Origin of the sequence: Erythrobacter sp. (genome assembly GCF_023653175.1) — a bacterium.
Classification (GTDB): domain Bacteria; phylum Pseudomonadota; class Alphaproteobacteria; order Sphingomonadales; family Sphingomonadaceae; genus Erythrobacter.
Genome location: NZ_JAMNXL010000257.1, coordinates 1 through 3668, shown reverse-complemented (window position 1 = coordinate 3668; position 3668 = coordinate 1). Strand labels below are relative to the sequence as shown.

Below are 3668 nucleotides of genomic sequence, written 5' to 3'. Positions count from 1 at the left end.
TGCGGGCCGCCCGCGTGCGCTCGGGCTGCTGTGGGCAAGCGCGCGCGAGGGACTGGCGCGGCGCGCCGGTCGGTGGCGTGGGCGGCGCGGCGCGGCGCTCGATCCTGCACCACCTGCCCCGCATGTACTGCTCTGCGGCGCGCCCGTGCCCGGCTCCCCCGTCGCCATCGCCGCCGCGCTCGCCGAGGCGAGCGGCTCCGCGGTGGTGCGGCTTTCGGAAGCAGAACTCGCCGATCCGCTCGCGGTTGCCAGCGCAGGGCAGGGGGCGGCACTGGTGCTGCTCGCCGACGTGGCGCTGGCCGAGCGGGCCGCCTATGCGATCGGCGACGGCGCGCCGTTTGTGGCGGCGGTCGGCGCGCGGCATCCGCTGATCGACCTGGTGATCGACCAGCACAGCTGCGGCGCGCTGCTCGAACTCATCCCCAAGAGCACCGATGGCGACGCTGGTCTTGTCTGGCGCGAACGGGCGCGGCGGGTGGCGGGGCTCGCTGCATGAGTGCAGGAGATCCGCTGCCGCCGTCGCCGCGCGCCATCATCGTCAGCCGCCAGCGGCTGATCGGGGCGACCAACGGCAGCTCGTCCTATGTGATCGACCTCGCCCGCTCGGCGCAGGCGGCCGGGCTGGTGCCGGTGCTGTGGCAGCCGACCCCCGATGTGATGGGCCGCATCCCCTGCTACCGCGCGCGCCCCGAGATGGCCGTGTTCGCCGAGCATCGCATTCGCGGCGTCGTGCAGATCGGAAGGTGGTCAGTCTCGCGAGATCCGGGCGTGTGGCGCGATGCGGCGATCGGCGCCGGCCGGAGCCTAGCGCGGCGGCTCGGCTTCAAGGGCGCCTGGACCCGCGACCGGCCGCGCCCCTACACCATCGCCGCCCCCTGGACCGCCGCCGACCGCGCCTGGCTTTCGGCGCAGGTGCTCGGGACGGGCGACGTGGTGCTCGCCGATTACGCCTTCCAGTCCGAAGCTTTCGCGCTGCTCGGCGTGCCGCAGGGCCGCAGCGCGATCATCATGCACGATCTCTTCCACCGCCGCGCCGGATCGGGGGCGGGGGCCGAGCGGGATTCGGTCGCCGCCCTCTCGCGCGAGGCCGAGGTGGCGCTGCTCGGGCGGGCGGGCACGGTGATTGCGATCCAGCAGGACGAGGCCAATTTCGTCGCCGGTGCGCTGCCCGAGACGCGGGTTATCCTCGCCCCGGGAACCCGCACGCCCGAAGCCCCGCAGTCCGCGCCGGGCGAGCCGCACCGGCTGCTGTTTGTCGGCAGCCGCACCGCGCCCAATTCGGACGCACTGGCGTGGTTTCTCGAGCAGGTCTGGCCGGTCGTCGCCGCCGCTGCGCCCGCGACGCGGCTCGATGTGGTGGGGACGGTGGCTGCCGATTTCGCGGGCGCGCGGGTGCCCGATGGCGTGCGACTGCACGGGCTCGTAGCGCAGCTCGCGCCCTTCTATGCCCGCGCCGGGATCGTCATCGCGCCGCTGCGGTTCGGCTCGGGGCTCAAGATCAAGCTGGTCGAGGCGCTCGCCTGGGGCAAGCCGATGGTGGTGAGCCCGGTCACGCTGCAAGGCGTGGAGGAGGCCTGCGGCCCGGCGGTGATGGTGGCTGACAGCGCAGCGGGCTTCGCGGCAGCGATCCTCGCCTTGCAGCAGGACGGCGCCTTGCGCGAGCGCCTCTCGCAGACCGCGCGCGCGGCGGTGGCGGCGCATTTCGCGCCTGCCGGCACGCACCGCGCTTACCGCGCATGGCTTCAGGAGGCAGCGAAGGGCAGCACCGGGGCGGGCACGCTCCTGCCCCTCGAAACCCGTGCGGCGATTTCCTGCTTCCAGTAGCCCGCGCTCCAAGCGAAGTGCATGATCATCGCCGCGCTGCCTGCGAGCGCGACATCAGCGCGGCGCTGGCGAAGCGCAAGGCCGAGGCCCCAGCCCTGGCACAGCAGCGCCCAGCCCGCCGCTGGCAGCGCGAGGGCCGGATACAGCGGCGCGGCGAGCGCCGCAACGCAGGCGGGCGCAATGACGAGCGGTAGCGCCTGACGCAGCTTCAGCTTGCGGCTGTGGCGCCGCATGGTTGTCGCCCGGCCCGCGCCGTAGCGCCAATATTGCCGGGCGAGCGCGTGCGCCGTTCCGCGCGGAAAATAGGTGACGGGCAGATCGGGCGCGAGCCAGATGCGGTGCCCCAGCGCCGACAGCCGCAGGTCGAGCTCGGCATCCTCGTTGCAGGGCATGGTCTCGCAATAGCCGCCCGCAGCGCGAAAGGCGGCGATCCGCATCAGCGCGTGGTGGCCGTGGTCGACGAGACCCGCTACCGCCGCGCCGCGATGCGCCGCCCCGCCGGTGCCGAGCCGCGAATTCTGCGCCGCCGCCACCCCCCGGGCAAAGCCGCTGGCGGCGCGGGTCTCCATCCGCACCACCACCGCGTCGACGCCCTCGGCCTCGGCGGTGACGGTCAGGCGTGTGACGTAGCGGTCAGGGTAGAGCGCATGGGCATCGATGCGCGCGAGCCATGTCGCCTCGCTGCCGAAGCGCGCGACCGCGCGGTTGATCCCGGCGCTCTGGATGCGGTCGGGGTTGTCGAGCATTGTTACGCGCGGCTCGCCAGCAATTAAGCGGCGGACGATGTCGCGGGTTCCGTCGGTGCTCCCCCCGTCGGCGACGACGATCCGCGTGTTGGCCGGGTCGGCGAGCAGATGTTCGATCAGCGCTGCGATATGCGCGGCCTCGTTGAGGCAGGGAATGACGGTGAGGACGCTTGCGGGCGGGGGGGCAGAAGCGGTCATGCGGGCATGGTCTCCAGCTGGCGCACGAGGCGCCGGTGATCCTCGGGGGAGAAGGCGATGGCGGAGCGCGGCAGCGCGCGCGCGCCAGCGGTGAGGGCAGCGTGCTGCGCGGGGGTCATGCTCTTGAGCACCTCGCCCAGCGCCTCGCCCTGCGCGAGCGTGAGGCCGACGCCCGCCGTATCGAGCCAGCGCCCGGTCTCGACATCGCCCAGCGCGACCGGCACTGCGCCATGCGCGAGGCTCTCGTAGAGGCGGTTGGGCAACAGCCAGGCCGAGTTCAGCCCCTCCTCGAAATAGTCGATGCACCAGGCGAAATGGACGCGGGCATAGAGGCGCGGCAGATCGGCCGGGCGATAGGGCCCGGCATATTCGACCCCCGGCAGACGCGCGATCTCGGCGGCGAAGTCGGGGAAGATGTCGGGCGAAGGCAGGCCCGCGACCAGCACCTTCACGCGCTCGCCGGAGCGCGCGGCCAGCGCCGAGAGGATCGCCAGGCTGCGGCGGCAGCGCAACATCCCGAACCAGCCGATCACCCACGGCGCGCCCGGGTTGAGGGTGGGCGCGGGCAGGGCCCGGGGCACCACGCTGACCTTGTTCTCGACCACTTCGATCGGCCCCTCCCAGCCCTGTCGGGTGCGGAAATAATCCCGCGCAAAAGCCGGAGAGCTGACGATCACCCGCGCGGTGCGGGCGAGCAGGCGGCGCTCGATCAGGCGCAGCACGCGGCTCGCAGGCCCGGTGCCTAAAAGGCTGCGGTGGATGTCGAGGCATTCGTAGATCACCGGCTGCCCGCTGCGCGCGAGCATGGCGCCAAGCACCAGCATCTCGAGATTGCGGGCGATGACGATGTCGGCGCCCCGGATGGCCGTGCGCAGGCGCCCCGGAAACAGCAGCCGCCGC

4 protein-coding genes are annotated in these 3668 nt (G+C 73.0%); 2 read left to right on the top strand and 2 right to left on the bottom strand.

Annotated elements, in window-relative coordinates:
* A partial coding sequence (locus NBV68_RS18430) for a hypothetical protein (protein ID WP_296312788.1) occupies window positions 1-496 on the top strand: 496 nt, incomplete at its 5' end.
* A complete protein-coding gene (locus tag NBV68_RS18425; protein WP_296312786.1) occupies window positions 493-1824 on the top strand; it encodes a glycosyltransferase family 4 protein in 1332 nt (443 codons plus the stop codon). The genes NBV68_RS18430 and NBV68_RS18425, both read left to right, overlap by 4 nt.
* Here NBV68_RS18425 and NBV68_RS18420 read toward each other — a convergent pair.
* Together NBV68_RS18420 and NBV68_RS18415 are read right to left on the bottom strand one after the other, a co-directional pair.
* On the bottom strand, window positions 1743-2768 hold the full coding sequence (locus NBV68_RS18420) for a glycosyltransferase family 2 protein (RefSeq protein ID WP_296312784.1): 1026 nt from the start codon (window positions 2766-2768) through the stop codon (window positions 1743-1745). The genes NBV68_RS18425 and NBV68_RS18420 overlap by 82 nt on opposite strands.
* Window positions 2765-3668: glycosyltransferase (locus NBV68_RS18415; protein WP_296312782.1), on the bottom strand; the 904-nt coding region annotated here is incomplete at its 5' end. The genes NBV68_RS18420 and NBV68_RS18415, both read right to left, overlap by 4 nt.

What these genes read in the sequence shown, in the direction of transcription:
- NBV68_RS18425 (WP_296312786.1), top strand. Translation starts at nt 493, where the DNA reads ATGAGTGCAGGAGATCCGCTGCCGCCGTCGCCGCGCGCCATCATCGTC.
- NBV68_RS18420 (WP_296312784.1), bottom strand. Translation starts at nt 2,768, where the DNA reads ATGACCGCTTCTGCCCCCCCGCCCGCAAGCGTCCTCACCGTCATTCCC.